This is a genomic window from Janthinobacterium sp. CG_23.3 (genome assembly GCF_046115965.1).
In the GTDB taxonomy this organism is placed as follows: Bacteria; Pseudomonadota; Gammaproteobacteria; order Burkholderiales; family Burkholderiaceae_D; genus Janthinobacterium.
The window spans coordinates 1-18,928 of record NZ_JBJXIB010000079.1 but is presented as its reverse complement, the minus strand read 5'-3'; the positions used below and the strand labels follow the sequence as shown (position 1 = coordinate 18,928).

General features: G+C 64.8%; 19 protein-coding genes. 7 read left to right on the top strand and 12 right to left on the bottom strand.

The annotated features are described in order from the left end of the window. Positions 1–52: 52 nt before the first annotated feature. From ssb to ACFDR9_RS17930, 4 genes are all read left to right on the top strand, one after another. Complete coding sequence (ssb, locus tag ACFDR9_RS17945) at positions 53–601, top strand: single-stranded DNA-binding protein (RefSeq protein ID WP_409031860.1); 549 nt, start codon at positions 53–55, stop codon at positions 599–601. 236 nt (positions 602–837) lie between these two features. After that, entirely contained in the window at positions 838–1,386 is a 549-nt protein-coding gene (locus ACFDR9_RS17940; RefSeq protein ID WP_026133268.1) for a fasciclin domain-containing protein, read from the top strand. Positions 1,387–1,526: 140 nt separating this feature from the next. Continuing rightward, a complete protein-coding gene (locus ACFDR9_RS17935; protein WP_017878393.1) occupies positions 1,527–1,721 on the top strand; it encodes a DUF1289 domain-containing protein in 195 nt (64 codons plus the stop codon). A gap of 57 nt (positions 1,722–1,778) precedes the next feature. Next, positions 1,779–2,366: a hypothetical protein gene (locus tag ACFDR9_RS17930; protein ID WP_409031859.1), complete on the top strand. Its 588-nt coding sequence runs from the start codon at positions 1,779–1,781 to the stop codon at positions 2,364–2,366. Positions 2,367–2,416: 50 nt separating this feature from the next. Here the strand turns inward: ACFDR9_RS17930 and ACFDR9_RS17925 are convergent, their stop codons facing one another. Next, positions 2,417–3,280 (bottom strand): LysR family transcriptional regulator, encoded by an 864-nt coding sequence (locus ACFDR9_RS17925; RefSeq protein ID WP_409031858.1) that lies wholly within the window; start codon positions 3,278–3,280, stop codon positions 2,417–2,419. 97 nt (positions 3,281–3,377) lie between these two features. Between ACFDR9_RS17925 and ACFDR9_RS17920 the strand changes: the two genes are divergently transcribed. Beyond that, positions 3,378–4,253: a DMT family transporter gene (locus ACFDR9_RS17920; protein ID WP_051068335.1), complete on the top strand. Its 876-nt coding sequence runs from the start codon at positions 3,378–3,380 to the stop codon at positions 4,251–4,253. 20 nt (positions 4,254–4,273) lie between these two features. Here ACFDR9_RS17920 and ACFDR9_RS17915 read toward each other — a convergent pair whose 3' ends face one another. After that, a complete protein-coding gene (locus tag ACFDR9_RS17915; protein ID WP_409031857.1) occupies positions 4,274–5,278 on the bottom strand; it encodes a zinc-dependent alcohol dehydrogenase family protein in 1,005 nt (334 codons plus the stop codon). A gap of 98 nt (positions 5,279–5,376) precedes the next feature. Between ACFDR9_RS17915 and ACFDR9_RS17910 the strand changes: the two genes are divergently transcribed. Then, positions 5,377–6,255 (top strand): LysR substrate-binding domain-containing protein, encoded by an 879-nt coding sequence (locus tag ACFDR9_RS17910; RefSeq protein WP_017878398.1) that lies wholly within the window; start codon positions 5,377–5,379, stop codon positions 6,253–6,255. Between the two features lie 78 nt (positions 6,256–6,333). Here the strand turns inward: ACFDR9_RS17910 and ACFDR9_RS17905 are convergent, their stop codons facing one another. From ACFDR9_RS17905 to ACFDR9_RS17860, 10 genes are all read right to left on the bottom strand, one after another. Then, a complete protein-coding gene (locus ACFDR9_RS17905; RefSeq protein ID WP_409031856.1) occupies positions 6,334–6,804 on the bottom strand; it encodes a glycine zipper 2TM domain-containing protein in 471 nt (156 codons plus the stop codon). A 136-nt stretch (positions 6,805–6,940) separates the two neighbouring features. Further along, positions 6,941–7,201 carry a LytTR family DNA-binding domain-containing protein gene (locus tag ACFDR9_RS17900; RefSeq protein ID WP_409031865.1) on the bottom strand — a complete coding sequence of 87 codons (261 nt, stop codon included), beginning with the start codon at positions 7,199–7,201 and terminating at the stop codon, positions 6,941–6,943. 8 nt (positions 7,202–7,209) lie between these two features. Then, positions 7,210–7,683: a LytR/AlgR family response regulator transcription factor gene (locus tag ACFDR9_RS17895; protein ID WP_409031855.1), complete on the bottom strand. Its 474-nt coding sequence runs from the start codon at positions 7,681–7,683 to the stop codon at positions 7,210–7,212. Further along, positions 7,667–7,789 carry a hypothetical protein gene (locus tag ACFDR9_RS17890; RefSeq protein ID WP_409031854.1) on the bottom strand — a complete coding sequence of 41 codons (123 nt, stop codon included), beginning with the start codon at positions 7,787–7,789 and terminating at the stop codon, positions 7,667–7,669. Before ACFDR9_RS17890 ends, ACFDR9_RS17895 begins: the two co-directional genes overlap by 17 nt. Continuing rightward, a complete protein-coding gene (locus ACFDR9_RS17885; RefSeq protein ID WP_409031853.1) occupies positions 7,786–8,358 on the bottom strand; it encodes a transcriptional regulator in 573 nt (190 codons plus the stop codon). Before ACFDR9_RS17885 ends, ACFDR9_RS17890 begins: the two co-directional genes overlap by 4 nt. Before the next feature lie 271 nt (positions 8,359–8,629). Next, complete coding sequence (locus ACFDR9_RS17880; protein WP_409031852.1) at positions 8,630–9,973, bottom strand: sigma-54-dependent transcriptional regulator; 1,344 nt, start codon at positions 9,971–9,973, stop codon at positions 8,630–8,632. Continuing rightward, positions 9,966–11,879: an ATP-binding protein gene (locus ACFDR9_RS17875; protein WP_157406785.1), complete on the bottom strand. Its 1,914-nt coding sequence runs from the start codon at positions 11,877–11,879 to the stop codon at positions 9,966–9,968. Before ACFDR9_RS17875 ends, ACFDR9_RS17880 begins: the two co-directional genes overlap by 8 nt. Positions 11,880–12,052: 173 nt before the next feature. After that, positions 12,053–13,360, bottom strand: coding sequence for a dicarboxylate/amino acid:cation symporter (locus tag ACFDR9_RS17870; protein ID WP_409031851.1), 1,308 nt, complete (start codon positions 13,358–13,360; stop codon positions 12,053–12,055). Between the two features lie 379 nt (positions 13,361–13,739). Then, positions 13,740–15,401, bottom strand: a complete 1,662-nt coding sequence (locus ACFDR9_RS17865) for a TonB-dependent receptor domain-containing protein (protein WP_409031850.1) — start codon at positions 15,399–15,401, stop codon at positions 13,740–13,742. Beyond that, the gene (locus ACFDR9_RS17860; protein WP_409031849.1) at positions 15,329–15,925 is read right to left on the bottom strand and encodes a TonB-dependent receptor plug domain-containing protein; all 597 of its coding nucleotides are present in this window, start codon (positions 15,923–15,925) and stop codon (positions 15,329–15,331) included. Before ACFDR9_RS17860 ends, ACFDR9_RS17865 begins: the two co-directional genes overlap by 73 nt. 619 nt (positions 15,926–16,544) lie before the next feature. On the opposite strand from ACFDR9_RS17860, the gene ACFDR9_RS17855 reads away from it, so the two are divergent. Further along, a partial coding sequence (locus ACFDR9_RS17855; protein ID WP_409031848.1) for a beta strand repeat-containing protein occupies positions 16,545–18,928 on the top strand: 2,384 nt, incomplete at its 3' end.

Here is an 18,928-nt window from a genome sequence, read left to right as displayed (position 1 = left end):
TAAAAAATCTAACGCGCGGTACTCTCCCGCTGCAGTTCAACAGGAGTTATTCATGGCATCAGTCAACAAAGTCATCATCGTCGGCAATTTGGGCCGCGATCCGGAAATCCGCTACATGCCAAGCGGTGACGCCATCGCCAACATTGCCGTTGCGACATCGTACAAGTCAAAAGACCGCAACACCGGCGAGCAAAAAGAAACCACCGAGTGGCACCGCATCTCCTTCTTCGGCCGCCTGGCTGAAATCGCCGGCCAGTACCTGAAAAAAGGTTCGTCGGTCTACGTCGAAGGCCGCCTGCAGACGCGCAAATACACCGACAAGGACGGCGTCGAGAAGTACGCAACCGACATCGTCGCCGAACAGATGCAAATGCTGGGCGGACGCTCGGGCATGGGCGGCGGCGATTCGATGGACGACGGCGGCGGTTCCTACGACAACAGCCAGAACAGCCGTTCGCAATCCGGTGGCGGCGGCGGTTCCTACGAGAACAGCCGTCCGGCGCCGGCGCCGCGCCAGCAGCAGGCTCCAGCGCAGGCACCGCGCCCGGCGGCGAAGCCAACGCCGAACTTCTCGGACATGGACGACGACATTCCGTTCTGAGACCCGGTACACTAAATTTTGTAAATAATGCCCTATAAGTCACTGACTTCTAGGGCTTTTTCTTGACACGGCGCCGCCGGCGGTCCCGACATGCCTAGCCTCGTCGCCACTTTCGAAATGCGTAGCGCGTATGAATACGCATAATCTTCATACGGTCTGCAAATGATCTGAATCCGATGTGCGAGTGACTGCGTATAAAGCTTGGTAAGTCACCCACACACATCGAGAGGAATATCATGAAATTACTTAAAACTACCCTGTTGCTGAGCGCTGTGCTTCTGACGTCGAACGCGGCATTTGCCGACGTAATGGTCGGTGGCCAGAAGATGATGGCCAGTAAGGATATCATCGACAACGCCATCAATTCGCCCGACCACACCACGCTGGTTGCTGCGGTCAAGGCAGCGGACCTGGTAGAGACACTGAAAGGTAAAGGACCATTCACCGTATTCGCGCCAACCAATGCGGCATTTGCCAAGCTGCCGGCAGGGACAGTTGATACGCTGGTCAAGCCTGAAAGCAAAGCAACGCTGACCAAGATTCTGACCTATCACGTTGTGCCGGGTAAATATGACTTCATGGCCTTGAGCGCAGCCATTAAAAAGCAGTCCGGCGGCGCGCAATTGGCCACCGTCAGCGGCGGCAAGCTTACCTTCAAAATGAACGGTATGCACAACATCACTGTGATGGATGAAGCGGGCAATACCGCCAACATCAGCACCTACGATGTATATCAGTCGAATGGTGTGATCAACGTGATCGACAACGTGCTGATGCCGAAGTAATCCGCCAGAATGCGGTATCTGCCGGTGGCGGATACTGCACGACTGACGCCGTGCGGGATCGATCTTTCGTGCGCATAACCGTTCAAAGCCGGCTGTAGTATGAAGTGTATTATTGTGATTTTATGGAATAAGGGCGGACGATGGCACTGAAATCACCGTGTATCGAGCTATGCGCCTTCGACGGCCCCACCGGTTTTTGCCTCGGCTGCACGCGCACGCTTGAGGAAGCCCGGGCGTGGAAGAAAATGACCGACTTCAAGCGGCATCAGATCATCAACGACAGCGCCCGGCGCAAGAAAAAAATCGAGCGCGCCTTGCCGGCGGCGGCATCGTGATGCGCGAGCGGATACACCGCGCACCGAGCCCATGCTCATTTCCTTTAAAATTGCCACATGAGTGAAACCTTAGAATATTTAATTCAAAGCAATGTCAACGTGGTCGATCCGTTTTTAGCGCAATTTCGCGATGCCAAGCTCAAGCGCTGGCAGGGCCTGATCCCGGTCAAGCTGAACGGCGACCCAATGGTGGAACAAGCGCTGAACGAGATCAACCGGCGGCTGGGCCGCACGATGTTCGACCGGGTTTCCATCCAGGCGAGGGATGACGCGGCTATCGTTAGCGGCCTTATCTTCAGCGAAGGCACGGCGTTTCAGCCCGCCGGCAAGACTCCCGCGGATAACAAGGGCAATGTTTCCGACAATAAGATCGGCATGGCGCTTGGCGGGCATGGCGGCTGGCCGCGCGCTTGCCTGAGCAATTCCGTGATTTCCGCGCGCTTCTATGTGAACTATGGCAGCGCCACCGCCGCGGCCACGACCAATATCGTGATTCATGAAATTGGCCATGCAATGGGCTTGCTGGCGCATTTTCCCGGCTTTGGCGAAGGGGCCGACATCGGCAAAGAGTTCTGGCCGGTGTTGCGCTTGCTTTATAATTCGGCGATCGGCACCTCTTTGAAACAGCTTGTACGGCAGGGATAGGCGCACATTCTTTTTCATCCGTATTCGCCCGCCCCCTGACGATCTGCTGATTACATTGTGACCGGGCTCAACGAGGCCATGATTTCGCCGGCCAGGCACTCCACCGCCGGCGAACTGTTGGTGCGTCCCTTGACCAGCACGATATCCAGCGGTTCGACCGGCAACAGCCCTTCCGCCCGGCCAAGCCGCGCAAGGTGCGCGGGAACGCTGCATTCGGCCAGCGCCGCAACCGCCAGCCCCGCCTCGACCATCGCCAGGATGCCCAGCAGGCTGGGGCTGCTATAGGTCGCGCAATACGGCTTGCCACTTTGCTCCAGCGCCGCCAGCGTGTGCGCCCGCGCCACGCAGCCCTTCTCGAACAGCGCAACCGGCAGCGGCGACTTGTTCCATATCGCCTGTCGCGGCGAGCCCACCCATACCATGTTTTCGCGTCGGATGAAGGCTCCATCCAGGTCGTCGTCGCGGGTGACGAACGCCAGGTCGATCTGTCCTTTTTGCAGCATGGGTTTCAAGAGCAGGCTTTGCAGGCAGACCAGTTCGATCTCGACATTGGCGAACAGCTTGGCGAAGCGCTCCAGCACCGGCGGCAGCAACGATGACAGGTAGTCGTCCGGCGCGCCCAGCACCACCCGGCCGACCACCTCCTGGGTGCGCAGCGCCGCCATCGCTTGCGCTTCCATATACAGCATCTGGCGCGCGTACGGCAGCAGGCGCTCGCCGGCAACCGTCAGTTCGATGCGCCGCGTGTGCCGCGAAAAGAGCGCCTGGCCGACGGCGCCTTCGAGCTTCATGATCTGCATGCTCACCGCCGCCTGGGAGCGGTGCACCGCCTCCGCCGCGGCAATAAAACTCATGTGTTCAGCGGCGGCAACAAAGGTGCGTAGTTGGCTTAGGTTCAGCTCGGGACGGTTCATGGTTTCGAATATCGAATGAATTGCATGAGATAAATCATCTTGTCTGATGCGTGGGCGTCCCCGATGATAGCGCGAAACACTTCACCGGAGTAGCGCCATGTCCCATCCTTCCATACCCTTCACCGCGGCCATGCTGATGCTCGCCACGCTGGGCGTCTTCATCCACGAGGCGGGACTCGACCCGGTGACGACCGTGTTCTTCCGCTGCGCCTTCGGGGCGGCGATCCTGTTGTTGTTCTGCGCGTACAAAGGCATGCTCACGAGGAGGAACGTGTCAGCGAAGAACCTGGGATTGGCGCTGTTTAGCGGCGTCCTGATGTGCGTGAACTGGGTGACGTTCTTCGAGGCGATTCACCGCGTCGGCATTTCCGCGGCAACCATCGTGTTCCACGTGCAGCCTTTTCTTGTGCTGATTCTTGGCTCGCTGCTGTTGAAGGAACGCGTCAGCGCGGACAACTACGGCTGGGTTGGCGTCGGTTTCGCCGGCCTGGTGTTGGCCTGCGGACTCGGCCCGGACACCTCGCTGAGTACCGGCTATCTGATCGGCATCGCTTTCACGCTCACCGGCGCCGTCGCTTACGCCGGCGTGACGCTGACGACGCGTTCCATCCGCGGCATGCCGCCCACGCTGACGGCATTGACGCACTGCGTCACCGCGGCCGTGCTGACGGCCGGCTTCGTGACCATTCCCGCCGGTGGGATAGCCGCCGGGCAGTGGGCCTGGTTGGCTGGATTGGGGTTGATCCCCACGGCGCTCGCCTACGTCCTGATCTACGGCGCGACGCCGCGCATGGAAACGGCGGCGATCGCGGTGCTGACCTTCGTTTATCCGGCCAGCGCCGTCGTGTTGGACGTCCTCGTCTACGACCATATTGTCGGCGCGACGCAGGTCGCCGGGTTTGCGCTGATCGTCGCCGCCAGCCTCGGGGTCAACCTTCGCTGGCGCTTTTTCCCGTCACTGAAACGCGCCTGAACGAGGCCGTTCAGCCTGCCTCAATGCGCGATGGCGAGCTTGCCGAAGTGGCGTCCGCCGGCACTCAATTCGGCATACGCGGCGGCGGCGTCGTCGATGTCGAAAATCCGGTCGATGACCGGCACGATGCGGTGGGCGGCAATGGCGCGGGCCGCCTCCGCCAAATCCGCCACGGAGCCGGTGTTGTTGCCGACGATGCGCAGGGCTTTGACGATCACCGGCAGCAGGTCGATCGGAGCCGCCGTGCCGGTGACAAAGCCGACCGTGAACACGGTGCCGCCCACCGCCGCCGCGTTGAGCGAGCGCGCGATGCTGGCCGCGCCCACCGTCTCCACCACCAGGTCGGCGCCGCGCCCGTCGGTCAGCTTCAGCACTTCCTCGTCCCAGGCGGGCGTGGCGCGATAGTTGATCAGGTGGTCGGCGCCGAGCTGGCGCGCGCGTTCCAGCTTGTCGTCGGACGACGACGCCAGGATCACCGTCGCGCCATGCGCCTTGGCGAACTGCAAGGCGAAGATGCTGACGCCGCCCGTCCCCAGTAGCAGCACCACCGCGCCGGGGCGCAGTGGCGCCGAACGCACGGCGTTCCAGGCGGTCGTGGCGGCGATGGGCAGCGCCGCGCCTTGGACGAAGTCCAGGTGGGCGGGCAGGGCGACCAGGCTGGTGGCGGGGACGGCCGCGTATTCGGCCAGCGAGCCCGGCAGGTTGACGCCGCGCAGCGCGGCCACGTTGCGCGGCGTGATGGCGCCGCCTTGCCAGTTCGGCATGAAGTGCGGGATCACGCGCTCGCCAATGGTCCAGCCGCTAACGCCTTCGCCCAGCGCGGCGATTTCGCCGGCGCCGTCGGCCACCGGCACCATCGGAAAGCCGGCGGCGGGGAACTGGCCGGTGGCGATGGCCACGTCGAGGAAGTTCAGCGTGGCGGCGCGCAGGCGCACCAGCACTTCGCCGCGGGCGGCCTTCGGCTCGGGCAGTTCGGTGCGGCGAAACGCGCTCAGGGAGGCGGCGGTGAGTTCGATGGCTTTCATGGTCTTCTCTGTGGGGTGGTGGAAGACATCAGTTTCATTTAAAATAATAAGGAGATAAACGGCGTTTTGTTTGATCTATTTGAAATCGGGAGTGTTGAATGGATTTGCTCGACAGCATGAAGGTCTACGTGTCGGCGGTTGAAAAGGGCAGCCTCAGTGCCGCCGCCGCCGCTTGCGCGATCTCGGCGACGATGGCGGGCAACCACCTGCGCACGCTGGAGAAGCGCCTGGGCATGCGCCTGCTCAACCGGACCACCCGGCGCCAGCACCTGACGGCCTTCGGCGAGGACTATTACACGCGCTGCAAGGAAATCCTCAGGCTGGTGGCGGAAACCGACGCCCAGGCGCACACCTTGCAATTGGCGCCCGCCGGCAAGCTGCGCATCACCGCGCCCGTCACCTTCGGCACCGAAGCGCTGATGCCGGTGTTGTCGGATTACCTCGACCGCTATCCCCAGGTCAACGTCGAGGTCGCCTTGTGCGACCGCGTGGTGGATATCGTGGAGGAGGGCTTCGAGGCGGCCATTCGCATCGGCCGGTTGCCGGATTCGGCGCTGATCGCCAGGTCGTTGGCGCCTTACCGGCTGATGATCTGCGCCTCCCCAGCGTACCTGGCGCGCAGGGGCGCGCCGGCCAAGCCGGAGGACCTCAGCGAGCACGAGTGCCTGTCGTTCTCGCCGGCCGCCGTCGCGCATTGGCGCCTGGAGGACCAGGACGGCGCCTGCCGCGTCCCGGTCTCGGGGCGCTTGCAGGTGAACCATGGGCAGGCGCTGCGCGTGGCGGCATTGCATGGCATGGGGATCGTGCTGCAACCGGCGATTTTGTTGGAGGCCGATGTCCGGGCGGGGCGCCTGGTGCAACTGTTTCCGACGCATCAACTCGCCAGCCGGCCGATGAGCGTGGTTTACCTGCCGGACCGGTATCGCTCGCCCAAGCTGCGCAGCTTTGTGGATTTTCTGGTGGAACGCTTCAATTAAAGTAGGAATTCATCAAACGAAGCAGCTCACGGACGGTTGCCAGAGCGGGTGGATAGCCGGGCAATATCCGCCCGGCGCTTAGCCGCGTGCCGCCAGGCCGCCGTTGACCACCTTGACGTGCTGGCCGTTATGGCGGCGGCTGGCGCCGGCCTCGGTGAAGCTGCGCACCGAACCGTTGCTCATCCGCACCCGCACCTGGGTCATCGTGCTGGCGCGCGCGCGTTTTTCGATGGCGTTGCCGGCATAGCCGCCGCCGACCGCGCCGGCCACCGTCGCCAGGGTGCGGCCGTTGCCGCCGCCGACCTGGTTGCCCAGCAAGCCGCCGACGACGGCGCCGGTGGCCACGCCCAGGCCGCTGCCGTTCCCGGCTTGTTGGTAGGTGCGCGTCGAGATCACCGTGCCGCAGCTTTGGCACGCCTGGGCGCGCTCGCCGTGGTGGCGCGGGTTGGCCTGGGCGGCAAACGGCGCGGCGGCCAGCAGCGTCGCCAACGCGGCGCACAGCGCGCCGCGGGCCAGCCATGGGGAACGGGTAGGGAATGCTGGAGTCATATCTGTCCTTTACTTTGCAAAGTAGCCACACGGGCGAAAGCAACAGCATACTAGTTGGCTACGGCCGCGTGTGGGCGCGACGCGTTTCAATCGCAAGCATTTGTAACAGCCGCGCTCACGTCATCGGGCCGCCGCGCTACATGCCTTTGAAGCGGTGCTGGAAGCGCTGGCTGACCGGCAGCCTGGCCGCGTGCCCGCGCAGCGACAGCCACAGCGCGCCGTCGGCGTCGCGCGCCACCAGCGCGATACGCTTGAGCGCCACCACGTAGCCGCGGTGGATTTGCCAGAAGCCGCTCCCGGCCAGCATCTCGGCCAGTTCCTTGAGCGGGGTGCGGATGTGCGCCTCGGTCTGGTCGGTGACGACGCGGGTGTACTTCGCCTCGGCGCAAAAGTAGATGACGTCGCTCAGGTCGATGAAATGGATGGTGTTGCCGACCGACGCCTGCAGCCATTGCGGCGCCGCGCCAGCCGCGCCAGGTCCGGCGGCGGCGTGCCCAGCCGTTCGCGCACGCGCGCCACGCTGCGCGCCAGCCGGGCCGGGTCGGTCGGTTTCAGCACGTAGTCGAGCGCGCCTTCGTCGAACGCCGCCAGCGCGTGTTCCTGGTGCGCCGTGACGAACACCACGTGGGTGCGCAGACCGAAGGTGCGCGCCACCTCCAGCCCGCTCAGGCCGGGCATGCGGATGTCGAGGAAGGCGACGTCGGGTTGCCATTCGCGCGCCAGGCGCAGCGCCTCGAAGCCGTCGACCGCCTCGGCCACCAGCTCGGCCTCCGGCCACAGTTGCCTCAGCGATTCGCGCAATTCGGCGCGCAGCAGCGGCTCGTCGTCGGCGATGAGGATGCGCGGGCGCCGCCCGCCCGCCTCATGCATCGGCTTCATCCGCGGCTTCACCCGCGGCGCCCCCGGCGGCGGCCGGCGCGGCGAAGCGCAGCGGCAGGCGCGCGTCGTGCGGCGCCGGCCCCGGCTGGAACCAGCCGATGCTCACAGGACGGGCGCCGCCGGCAGCGCTTTCACGCGCCGCTGGACGTCGAGCGGAACGTCCCGGCCGACCGCTTCCAGCGTCAGCTCGTCGATCCAGACCTGGCCCTTGCCGGCCTCGGTGACGCCGAACGACAGCGCCTTGGCGTCGGCGGCGACGTCCAGCACCACGCTGCGCCACTGCCAGTCGACGCTGCCCTTGATCGGCTGGTCCTCGCTGTTGTAGAACGCGGCGCTGTGTTCGCCGGGGCGGTCGACGCGCATCCACAGGCCGGCCCAGTCGCCCACCTCGCGCGTCTTGACGCGGGCGCGGAAACGCAGCCGCTGGCCACGATAATTCTCCGCCGACACGGCCTGCATCAGCGTCGCCCAGCTCTCGCCGTCGCCGTCGGCGTGGCGCAGGAACTTGGCGCCCTTGCCGCTGCTGGTCTCGGTGTAGTCGACGCCGATCTGGTACTGCTTCGGCGTTTCGCCCGCCAGCAGCCAGGGCGCCGCCAGCTTGCCCGGTTCGTCCTTGGCCAGCGCGAACAGGGAGATGGCCGCCAGCGCGGCGAGCACGATGTAATGTGGTTTCATGTGGTTTTTCAAGGTGTCATAACGGCTTGTCATGGGCGTACTGTGCCCGAGCCGGGGCGCCCGCGATGGCGCTTCCGACCAGCGCCGCCGCGCAGCGACAGGCGCGCCCCGCAGCGGATAAGCGGGGTGCATTGTAAGGCGGTCAGGTGGCGCGGCGGCGTACAAACAATAGGCGACGACAGCCGATATTGCTGAAAAAAATATACGATGATGCAGAGCACCATAGGCTGGTCGGGAAGGCGAAACTGAGCCGGCGCCGCATTGCTTGGCGCTACCTGAACTCCTCGGCCACCAAATTGTATTTTTGCATCTTGTGGTACAGCGTCTGCTTCGGCAGGCCCAGCACGGCGCTGGCCTCGGCGACGTTGCCGGCGTAGTGGCGCAGTTCCTGCTCGATGAGCGAGCGCTCGAAGCCGTTGACCTGCTCGGCCAGCGAGACCGGGGTGGCGTCGCGCGCGGCCAGCAAGCCGTTGGCGCCGCCGGCGATGCCCAGCACGAAACGGTCGGCGATGTTGCGCAGCTCGCGCACGTTGCCCGGCCAGGCGTGCGCCATCAGGCTGCGCATCTGCGCGCTCGACACCACCGGCGCGGCGCGGTTGTAGCGCGCCGCCGCCGCCAGCGCGAAGTGTTCGAACAGCATCGGGATGTCTTCGCGCCGCTCGCGCAGCGGCGGCAGGTGCAGCACGATCAGGTTCAGGCGGTAGTACAGGTCGCTACGGAATTTCTGCTGCTGCGACAGCTCCTCCAGGTCCAGCTTGGCGGCCGCCACCACGCGCACGTCCAACGGCACCGGGCTGTTCGAGCCGAGCCGCTCGACGTAGCGCTCTTGCAGCACGCGCAGCAGCTTGACCTGCAAGGACAGCGGCAGGCTTTCAATTTCGTCGAGGAAGAAGGTGCCGTGGTCGGCGTGCTCGATCTTGCCGACCTGGCGCTTGGCCGCGCCGGTGAACGCGCCCTGTTCGTGGCCGAACACCTCGCTCTCGAAGATGCTCTCGGGGATGGCGCCGCAGTTGACGGCGACGAAGTGGTGCTTGCGCCGGTGGCTGAAGTCGTGCAGGCAGCGCGCCACCATTTCCTTGCCGGTGCCGGTGTCGCCGTAGACCAGCACGTCGGCCGGCTCGTCGGCGACGTCGAGGATCAGGCGGCGCAACTCGCGCATCGCCGGCGCGTCGCCCAGCAGGCGCGACTCGATGCCGCCGCCGTCCTCGATCCGGCGGCGCAGGCTGTGCACCTCCAGCATCAGGCGGCGCGTTTCCAGCGCGCGCAGGATGACCTCGACCAGTTGCTCCGACGAGTAGGGCTTTTCAATGAAGTCGTAGGCGCCGTTGCGCATCGCCTGCACCGCCATCGTGATGTCGCCGTGGCCGGTGACCAGGATCACCGGCAGGTGGGCGTCGAGCGCCTTGACCGCCTGCAACAATTCCAGGCCGCTCATGCCGGGCAGGCGCACGTCGGTGACGACGACGCCGGGGAAGTTCGGCGCCAGCAGCTTGTAGGCCAGCTCGGCCGAGTGGAACGATTGCACCTCCAGGCCGGCCAGTTGCAGCGCCTGCTCGCTGCCGGCGCGCACGGTCGGGTCGTCCTCGATCAACAACACTTTCAAGCCGTCAAACATGTTTCTCCTCCTGCGGTGCGATGTTGAGTTCGATGATAAAGCGGGCGCCGCCGCCGGCGGCGTTGTCGGCCCGCAGCACGCCGCCGAACTGGCGCGTGATCTGTTCCGAAATCGCCAGGCCCAGGCCCAGGCCGACGCCTTGCGGCTTGGTGGTGAAGAACGGTTCGAACAGGCGCTCGCGCACCTCGTCGGACAGGCCCGGCCCGCTGTCGCCGACGCAGACGAGGATCTTGTCGCCCTCGCGCAGCACGTCCACCGTCAGCGCGCGCACGGCGCAGCCGGCCATCGAGTCGAGCGCGTTGGTAAACAGGTTCACCAGTACCTGCTCCAGGCGATTGCTTTCGCACAGGGCAAAGGCGTCGTCGCCGGGCAGGTTTTGCACGAAGCGCACGTTTTCCACCTGCAGCCGGCGTTCGACCAGGAACAGGGCGTTGCCGATGGCGGTGGGAATCGACACCGACGTCAGGCTGGTGGTGGACTTGCGCGCGAACACCTTCAACTGGCCGGTGATGGCACCCATGCGCGCGGCGATCTGCGAAATCGTCGCCAGGTTCTTTTTGGCGTCGTCGAGGCGGCCGCGTTCGAGCAGGATGACGGCGTTGTCGGACATCGTGCGCAGCGCCGTCAGCGGCTGGTTCAACTCGTGCGTGATGCTGGCCGACATCTGGCCCAGCACCGCCATTTTGCCGGCCTGGAACAACTCGTTTTGCGTCAGGTGCAACTTGTGTTCGGCCTGGCTGCGCACGGCGATTTCCTGGCTCAGGCTGCGGGTCATCGCGTTTAGTTCCGAGGTGCGTTCGGCAACCATGGTTTCCAGGTTGTCATAGGCGTACTGCAATTGCTCGCGGGCGCGCAGCTTCTGCGCCAGCGCCTGGCGGCGCTGGCGCAGGTAGAAGAACAGCAGCAGGAAAAAGCCCAGCACGACGGCGGAGAACGCCGCCGCGGCCTGGGCGCTGGAGCGGGCCTGCGCCAGGTCCGACAGGTAAATGAATTGCCAGTTGCGCGGCGAGCGCAGTCGCAGCTGGGTCATCACGCTCGAACTGGTTTTGATGACGGCGCCCCGCAGCGCCTGGTCGCGCACGCTGATCACGCGCGCGCCGTTGCCCAGCAGGCGGTCGGACAGGAAGGGGATCGGCTCCAGCCGGTGCGAGTAATACTGGCGGGTGCGCGCCAGCAGCGCGCCGACGGCCGGCGCCAGCGGCGCCAGCGTCTTGTATTTCCAGGCCGGCACCGAGGTCAGGAAGATCACGCCGTGCTCGTCGGCCAGCATGACCTTGTCGGCGCCCTGCACCCAGCGCGTTTCCAGGCTCTCGATATTCACCTTGACGGTCGCCAGGCCGAGCATCTTGCCCTGGTGGTAGATGCCGTGGGCGAAGAAGTAGCCGGGTTCCAGCTTGGTCGTGCCGACGCCGTAAAAGCGCCCCGGCGTGCCGCGCAGCGCGTCCCGCGCGTAGGGGCGGAAGGCGACGTTGTCGCCGACGAAGCTGTCCTTAGCGCGCCAGTTGCTGGCGGCGTGGGTGTAGCCGTTCAGGTCGGTGATATAGATCGCCGTCGACTTCGCCTGCACGTTCATCTGTTCCAGGTACTGGTTGACCGAGGCCAGCAGGTCCGGGTCCTTGGGCGTTTGCAGCAGGCGGATCACGTCCTTGTTCAGTTCCAGCGTCTTCGGCAGGAAATCGTATTTTTCCAGCGCGTTTTCCAGGCTGCTGACATACACCTCCAGGCGCTGGGCGCCGCCGGCCTGCAGCTTGCCGATGGCGATGCGTTCGGTCCAGAAATACACCAGGTACACCACCAGCAGGAAACCGGCCAGCACCAGCGCCCAGGCCATCGACTGCCGGCCCGACCATTGCGCGGCGCCTTGCCGCGCGCGCGGCGCGATCTTGCTTCCAGTGTGTAACGTCATAGTATGTGCTGACAGGTCGATCGGTGCGGTGTGGAACGGCAGTATCGCATTGATGGCGCCGGCGCCGCTATAACGACATGAGCCGCCGGGCATCGAATGCGCGGCGGCTCATGCTCAGGCCGGTACCAGGGCCGGGTTCAACGCGGCCTGCCGCGCCGCACCCGGCCGGGCGTTCAAGCCGCCTTGCGCGGCGCCTCGGCGTCCTGGGCGCCGGCCAGGTGCAGCGCGTGCTTGCGCGCCGCCTCTTGCTCCGGCTCCAGGGCGCCTTCCCATTTCGCCACCACGGCGGCGGCGACCGCGTTGCCCACCGCGTTCGTGGCCGAGCGGCCCATGTCGAGGAACTGGTCGACGCCCATCAGCAGCAGCAGGCCGGCTTCCGGGATGTGGAACTGGTTCAGCGTGGCGGCGATCACCACCAGTGACGCGCGCGGCACGCCGGCGATCCCCTTCGAGGTCAGCATCAGCACCAGCAGCATGGTGATCTGGGTGCCGATCGGCAGGTCGATGCCGTAGGCCTGGGCGATGAACAGCACGGCGAAAGTGCAATACATCATCGAACCGTCGAGGTTGAACGAATAGCCGAGCGGCAGCACGAAGCTGGAGATTTTGCGCGGCACGCCGAAATGGTCCAGCGCGACCAGCAGTTTCGGATAGGCAGCCTCGGAGCTGGCGGTGGAAAACGCCAGCAGGAACGGTTCGCGGATCAAGCCCACCAGTTTGAAGATGCGCGGCCCGATGAAGGTGAAGCCGGCGCCGACCAGCAGCGTCCACAGGCAGAACAGGCCGAGGTAGAAGGCGCCCATGAATTTGGCGAACGTGACCAGCACGCCCAGGCCCTGGGTGGTGACGACCGAGGCGATCGCGGCGAACACCGCCAGCGGCGCCAGCGCCATGATGGCGCCGGTGATTTTCAACATCACCTGCGCCAGTTGGTCGATCACGTCGGTCAATACCTTGCCGCTCTCGCCCAGGCCGGCCAGCGCGGCGCCGAAGAACAGCGAGAACACCAGCACTTGCAGGATTTCATTGTTGGCCATGGCCTCGATCGGCGATTTCGGCACCAAATGGGTCATAAAGTCTTTCAGCGTGAACGCCGCCGTCTTCAGGTTGGTGCTGGCGCCGACGTCGGGCAGGGGCAGGCCCATCTGGGAGCCGAGCTGGAAATAGTTGGACAGCACCATGCCGAGCAGCAGCGAGACCAGCGAGGCGATGACGAACCAGAGGAAGGCCTTGGCGCCGATGCGCCCGGCCGTTCTGCCGTCGCCCATGTGGGCGATGCCCACCGTCAGCGTGGAAAACACCAGCAGCGAGATGATCATCTTGATCAAGCGCAGGAACACGTCGGTGACGATGGATATATGGGCGGCGATGTCCGCCGTGACTGCCTTCTCCGGGAAGGTCTGGTGGCAGGCGTAGCCCACCAGAATGCCCAGCACCATCGCAATCAGGATGTATAGGGTTAATGGCCGTGTTTTTTTCATTTTGACTCCTCCGTGTAAATCGCCGCCGGGAGCGGACTCGATTATTTATAGCGAGCAACACAAGCACGCCGGGCGCTGCGCCGCTCCCTCCCGTGTTTTTGAATGCCAGCAAGTTCTGATTCGAGTTCAATACATAGCAATCGCCATGCCCGCTGCGGCCGCTCAGTCGGGCGCAGCTAAGTCGCTGTATTACAAGCGATTTGCACAATCGCCTGACAGCGCTGCGGGGGCCGGCGCGCGAAAACTTGGACGCGGCGGCCCGGCGGCGTATGAAATGTCATACGCCATCGATGCTTTGATGCTGAGCGGAAACACTGCGGAAGGGCGGGGTGGGGGCGCCCCTTCAAGCCCGGGGCGGGCGTGAAGGGGGGAGGGGCGTTTAAAACGCCAGGCTGGCGCTGAGCGCCGCCGAGCGTTCGGTGCCGAGCGTGGCGCGGGCGCCGCTGTTGTTCAAGGTGTTGACATAGAACTTGTCAAACAGATTGTAGAGGTTCAGCTGCACGGTGACGTTCTTGCTGGCCTTGTAGCTCAGCATGGCGTCGGCGACGAAGTACGCTGGAATGCCCGGCAGGTTGTTTTGCAGGGCCGCGGCCAGGCTCGGATCGACCACGCGCTTCTGTTCCGAGGTGTAGCGGGCGCCGCCGCCGACGGTCCAGGCCTTGTCCACGTTGTAGCTCGACCAGACGGTGGCGGTCAGCTTGTTCCACGCCCGGGTGATCTGGCCAACCATGCCCAGTTCCAGACCCTCGACCCGGCGCTTGCCCAGTTGCGAGTAGGTATTGGTGGCCGAGTCCAGCAGCGAGGTCACGTTGGTGTTTTCAGTGCGGTACAAGGCCGCCGTCAGCGCCAGTTGCTTGGCCAGCACGTCCCATTTGGTGCCCAGCTCGATATTGCGGGTTTGCTGCGGATCCATCGCCGGGCCGTTGATGTTGCCGGTGGTGGCGGAGAGGGCGAAGTTGCTGCTGCCCGGCGGCGTTTGCGAGTTGGCGAACGCGAGGTAGACGCTGGCGTTGTCGGCCGGCTTGTACAGGGCGCCGGCTTTCCAGCTGACCAGGGTGTCCGATTTCTCCAGCGCCGCCGGCACCAGCACGCCGTTGGTCAGCGTCGCCAGGTCCGACTTGGTATTGTCGTGCTCGACGCGCACGCCGCCGTTCACTTGCCACTGCTCGGACAGCTTGAGCGTGTCGAAGACGTACAGCGCCGCCGTGGTGGTTTTGCCCTCGGTGTAGGCGCCGTTCTTTTGCGGATTGTAGTTATAGATGACATCGTTCGGGTTCGGCTGGTACAGATTGGCCGGTACCACGCCAACCGTGCGGTTTGCCAACGTGCCGAGGCCGGCGCGGCCCGGCGTCGATTGTTTCTCCGACATGAACTCGATGCCGCCCGACACGGTGTGCTTGACGCCGCCGGTGGCGAATTCCGTCAACAGGTTGGTCTGGTTGGCGAGAATTTCATTTTTTTGCAGCAAAGATTGGCGGGAGCGGTTGATGCTCCATTCCGCTTGCGGCAAAGGCGTCGGCTTGGCCAGGGTGACGCCGTTGTTGACCGCGTTGATACCGGTCATGACGCGGTCCATCTTGGACTTGCCGTAGCGCGAGACGTTCGTCAGTTTCGCGCCGCCGGCCAGGTCGTGCTCGATCTTGGCCGTGGCCATGTCGGCGTCGACCTTCTCGTAGTCGCCCGCCAAACCGTAATAGTTCTCGCGGTCGACCCGCGGCGCCGTGCGCAAAGGGTCGTTATTATTGAAAAAGAAACCCTCCAGGCCCACGCTTGGAATGCCGCCGTCCGGCACGTTGTCCTGGCGCATGTGCAGGGACGACAGGTAGATGCGGGTGGCGCTGCCCAGGCCCAGCGCCAGCGACGGCGCGATCGCCTGGCGCTCGCTTTTCACGCGGTCGCGGCCGGCCACGCCGCCGTCCTGGGCCATCACGTTCAGGCGCAGCGCGCTGCCGGCGCCGAGCTTGTGGTTCAGGTCGGCGGTGACGCGCTTGCTGTTGCCGCTGTCGATGCTGGCGCTGTTGTACTGGTCCAGCGCCGGCATCTTCGACACCAGGTTGATGTAACCGGAGGCGGCGCCGCGGCCGACGTCGGCGCCGGCCGGGCCTTCGACACTTCGATCTGCTCGATATTGAAGGCATCGCGGGTGACCGCGCCCAGGTCGCGCACGCCGTCGACGAACACCGACGACTGGGCGGCGAAGCCGCGCATCTGGAAGGTGTCGCCGGCGCTGGTGTTGTCGTTCTCGCCCAGTTGCAGCGTGATGCCCGGGGTGTTGCGCAGCGCTTCCATGATCGAGGTCGCGCCCTGCGCCTGGATCAGTTCCTTCTTGATCACCGCAATGGTTTGCGGCGTGTCGATCAGCGGCTGGGGCAGTTTGGGCGACGACACCTTGTCGGCCTTGAAGTCGTTGTCCTGGGCGCCGAGCACCTTCACTTCCTTCATCGTTTGCGGCGCGGCCGCGTCGGCGGCCTGGGCGGCGACCGGCAGCAGCATCAGCGCCAGCGCGGTGCTCACGTGTTGGTTGAAACGGGACTGGGCGTGTTTGCGGCTTTTGATCGGCGCCATATGCATCTCTCTGTTAACAATATAAGGATCAGTCGCATTTACATAGCGGCGCGGCGCCGGCGCCCGCCAAAATGGTCTGTTTGATACATGTCAGGAGATTGCAAACTTGGCTGAAAGTGTAGTTGCTGCACGGATACATGCGGATAAATGCGTTCTGTACGGCAATTTTTTGCGATATACTTCGGGCTAATTCTGATGGTTATTTGTGTCATGCAGCGCTGTCGGCGGGCGGCCGTCCCGGGCCTCCCCCCGAAATCGACTAGATTGCCGCACGTAAACAAAATATTTAATAAAGCCGCGCCGCCGGTCGCTCTCTACGTAGGACAAGGCCTACGGCGTCTTTGACAGTGACACGCAATATTACAGCTGGAAATTGTTGGAAATATGTTCACAAGTAGTTGATATTGAGCAAGAAATATCGCCGGTTTCCCCTCAAGTTGGCGCTTTTGTTGCCGTTAAGAATGCAAGCGGCGGAAGTAGATGCCTAGTGCTGCACAGAATATATAGTATTGATTTGGCAATTTGCCACCCCCCAAATGAGTTGGCGTCTGCAGGTTTCATTCCTGCGGCGCCAACTGTGTCTTGACCGACTTGAGCAGTGCCCCCAAGGAGAATGGAAATGAGTATCGTAACCGGAATGTCAACCGCGCAAATCGCCGCCCTGACGACGACCCAAATCGTGGCTTTTGGCACGGCCGACATCGTCGCGCTCAACTCCGTGCAAATTGCGGCGATGACGACGTTGCAGATATCGGTACTCACTTCCACCCAAATTCCGGCGTTGACGACGGCACAGGTTGCCACCGGCTTCACCACCAACCAGATCGTTGCGCTGACCACGACCCAGGCCGCCACGCTGGGTTCGGCCCAGGTCGCCGCCCTGTCGACCGCCAACCTGGCCGCGATGGAAACGGCCGACTTCTCCTCCTTGAAAACGGCCGCGATCGGCGCCTTGAAGTCCAACCAAGTCGCCGCCCTGACCACCAACCAGGTGGTTTCCCTGACCACGGCGCAAGCGGCCGCGCTCGGCACCGCCCAGATGGCCGGTTTCACCACCAGCGCCATCGTCGCGCTGGAAACGGCCGACCTGGCCGCACTGAAAACCAGCGCCATCGGCGCTTTGAGCTCGTCCCAGGTGGCCGCGCTGACGACCACCCAGGTGGCCAGCCTGACCACCGGCCAGGTTGCCGCGCTGACCACGGCGAACATCGCCAGCGGCTTGACCACCAACCAGGTCGTCGCCTTGAATTCGGCCCAGGTGGGCGCGCTGAGCTCGTCCCAGGTCGCCGCCATGAGCACCAGCCAGATCGTGGCCATTGAAACGGCCGACATCGGCGCCTTGAAGGTCAGCGCCATCGGCGTGCTGAACTCGGCCCAGGTCGCCGCGCTGACCACCAGCCAGGTCGCCACGCTGAGCACCGGCCAGATCGCCGCGCTGAGCACCGCCGCCGTCGCCAGCGGCCTGACCAGCAACCAGGTCGTCGCGCTGTCCTCGAGCCAGGCCGGCGCGCTGACGTCGGCGCAAGTGGCCGCGCTGTCGACCGCCAACATCGCCGCGATTGAAACGGCGGATATCGGCGCGCTGAAAACCAACGCCATCGGCGCCTTGAACTCGGCCCAGGTGGCCGCGCTGACGACCAGCCAGGTCGCCAACCTGAGCACCGGCCAGATCGCCGCGCTGAGCACCACCGGCGTCGCCAGCGGCCTCACCAGCAACCAGGTCGTCGCGCTGACGACCGCCCAGGCCGCCGCGCTGGGCTCGGCCCAGGTGGCCGCGCTGACGACCGCCAACATCGCCGCGATGGAAACGGCCGACATGGCCGCGCTGAAAACCAACGCCATCGGCGCCTTGAACTCGGCCCAGGTGGCCGCGCTGACGACCAGCCAGGTCGCCACGCTGACCACCGGCCAGGTCGCCGCGCTGAGCACCACCGGCGTCGCCAACGGCCTCACCACCAACCAGGTGGTGGCGCTGACGTCGAGCCAGGCCGCCGCGCTGAGCTCGGCCCAAGTGGCCGTGCTGTCGACCGCCAACGTCGCCGCCATGGAAACGGCCGACTTCGCCGCCCTGACGACCCTGGCCGTCGCCGCGCTGAAATCGAGCCAGCTGGCCGCGCTGACCACCAACCAGGTGGTGGCCCTGACCACGGCGCAAGCCGGCGCCATCGGCACCGCGCAAATCGCCGGCTTGACCACCAGCGGCGTCGTCGCGCTGGAAACGGCCGACCTGGCCGCGCTGAAAACCAGCGTCATCGGCGCCTTGAACTCGGCCCAGGTTGCCGCGCTGACCACCACCCAGGTGGCCAGCCTGACCACCGGCCAGGTTGCCGCGCTGACCACGGCGAATATCGCCAGCGGTTTGAGCACCAACCAGGTCGTCGCGCTGAACTCGGCCCAGGTGGGCGCGCTGAACTCGGCCCAGGTCGCCGCCATGGGCACCAGCCAGATCGTCGCCATTGAAACGGCCGACATCGGCGCGCTGAAAACCAGCGCCATCGGCGTACTCAGCTCCGACCAGGTGGCGGCGCTGACGACCAGCCAGGTCGCCGCGCTGAGCACCGGCCAGGTCGCCGCGCTGAGCACCAACGGCGTCGCCAACGGCTTGACCACGAACCAGGTCGTCGCCCTGACGTCGAGCCAGGCCGGCGCGCTGACCTCGACCCAGATCGCCGCGCTGAAAACCAACCAGATCGCGGCGATGGAAACGGCCGACATCGGCGCGCTGAAAACCAGCGGAATCGCCCTGTTGAACTCGGCCCAGGTGGCGGCGCTGACGACCAGCCAGGTCGCCAACCTGACCACCGGCCAGATCGCCGCGCTGAGCACCGCCGGCGTCGCCAACGGCCTGACCACCAATCAGGTCGTCGCGCTGACCTCGAGCCAGGCCGCCGCGCTGGGCTCGGCGCAAGTGGCCGCGCTGTCGACCGCCAATATCGCCGCGATGGAAACGGCCGACATGGCCGCGCTGAAAACCAACGCCATCGGCGCCTTGAACTCGGCCCA

What these genes read in the sequence shown, in the direction of transcription:
- ssb (WP_409031860.1), top strand. Translation starts at nt 53, where the DNA reads ATGGCATCAGTCAACAAAGTCATCATCGTCGGCAATTTGGGCCGCGAT.
- ACFDR9_RS17940 (WP_026133268.1), top strand. Translation starts at nt 838, where the DNA reads ATGAAATTACTTAAAACTACCCTGTTGCTGAGCGCTGTGCTTCTGACG.
- ACFDR9_RS17935 (WP_017878393.1), top strand. Translation starts at nt 1,527, where the DNA reads ATGGCACTGAAATCACCGTGTATCGAGCTATGCGCCTTCGACGGCCCC.
- ACFDR9_RS17930 (WP_409031859.1), top strand. Translation starts at nt 1,779, where the DNA reads ATGAGTGAAACCTTAGAATATTTAATTCAAAGCAATGTCAACGTGGTC.
- ACFDR9_RS17925 (WP_409031858.1), bottom strand. Translation starts at nt 3,280, where the DNA reads ATGAACCGTCCCGAGCTGAACCTAAGCCAACTACGCACCTTTGTTGCC.
- ACFDR9_RS17920 (WP_051068335.1), top strand. Translation starts at nt 3,378, where the DNA reads ATGTCCCATCCTTCCATACCCTTCACCGCGGCCATGCTGATGCTCGCC.
- ACFDR9_RS17915 (WP_409031857.1), bottom strand. Translation starts at nt 5,278, where the DNA reads ATGAAAGCCATCGAACTCACCGCCGCCTCCCTGAGCGCGTTTCGCCGC.
- ACFDR9_RS17910 (WP_017878398.1), top strand. Translation starts at nt 5,377, where the DNA reads ATGGATTTGCTCGACAGCATGAAGGTCTACGTGTCGGCGGTTGAAAAG.
- ACFDR9_RS17905 (WP_409031856.1), bottom strand. Translation starts at nt 6,804, where the DNA reads ATGACTCCAGCATTCCCTACCCGTTCCCCATGGCTGGCCCGCGGCGCG.
- ACFDR9_RS17895 (WP_409031855.1), bottom strand. Translation starts at nt 7,683, where the DNA reads ATGAAGCCGATGCATGAGGCGGGCGGGCGGCGCCCGCGCATCCTCATC.
- ACFDR9_RS17885 (WP_409031853.1), bottom strand. Translation starts at nt 8,358, where the DNA reads ATGAAACCACATTACATCGTGCTCGCCGCGCTGGCGGCCATCTCCCTG.
- ACFDR9_RS17880 (WP_409031852.1), bottom strand. Translation starts at nt 9,973, where the DNA reads ATGTTTGACGGCTTGAAAGTGTTGTTGATCGAGGACGACCCGACCGTG.
- ACFDR9_RS17875 (WP_157406785.1), bottom strand. Translation starts at nt 11,879, where the DNA reads ATGACGTTACACACTGGAAGCAAGATCGCGCCGCGCGCGCGGCAAGGC.
- ACFDR9_RS17870 (WP_409031851.1), bottom strand. Translation starts at nt 13,360, where the DNA reads ATGAAAAAAACACGGCCATTAACCCTATACATCCTGATTGCGATGGTG.
- ACFDR9_RS17865 (WP_409031850.1), bottom strand. Translation starts at nt 15,401, where the DNA reads ATGCCGGCGCTGGACCAGTACAACAGCGCCAGCATCGACAGCGGCAAC.
- ACFDR9_RS17860 (WP_409031849.1), bottom strand. Translation starts at nt 15,925, where the DNA reads ATGGCGCCGATCAAAAGCCGCAAACACGCCCAGTCCCGTTTCAACCAA.